Source organism: Streptomyces sp. Y20 (assembly GCF_043195475.1).
GTDB lineage: Bacteria > Actinomycetota > Actinomycetes > Streptomycetales > Streptomycetaceae > Streptomyces.
This window is the reverse complement of sequence record NZ_JBIDDP010000045.1, coordinates 1-447: the sequence shown is the minus strand read 5'-3', so window position 1 is coordinate 447 and position 447 is coordinate 1. Positions and strand designations below refer to the sequence as shown.

The following is a 447-nucleotide window of genomic DNA, read 5'->3' as shown; positions in this document are numbered from 1 at the left end:
CTCGCCGACCTGCAGAGCCCCGGCCGGTGGAACGACCCCGACTTCCTGCTCGCCGGGCAGTCCCGGCTCACCGGCGACGAGATCCGCAGCCAGATGTCGCTGTGGTCCGTGATGGCCGCCCCTCTCATCTCCAGCACCGACCTGACGAAGGCCTCGCCCGAGGCGCTCGACGTCCTCGGCAACAAGGACGTCATCGCCGTCGACCAGGACGCCAAGGGCCTCCAGGGACGCATCGTCCAGCAGGGCGACGGCTACGACGTCCTGTCCAAGCCCCTCGCGAACGGCGACCGGGCCGTGGCCCTGTTCAACTCGTCCGACGAGGCACACACCATCACGACGACGGCCGCCAAGGCCGGGCTGCCCGCCGGATCCTCGTACCTCCTCAAGGACCTCTGGTCGAAGCGGACCACGCAGACCACGGGGACGATTGCCGCGAACGTGCCCGCC

At 70.0% G+C, this 447-nt stretch carries 1 pseudogene; it reads left to right on the top strand.

Going from position 1 to position 447, the window contains the following annotated elements:
* Positions 1 to 447, top strand: a pseudogene (locus ACGFT1_RS35770) (hypothetical protein); the annotation flags it as partial.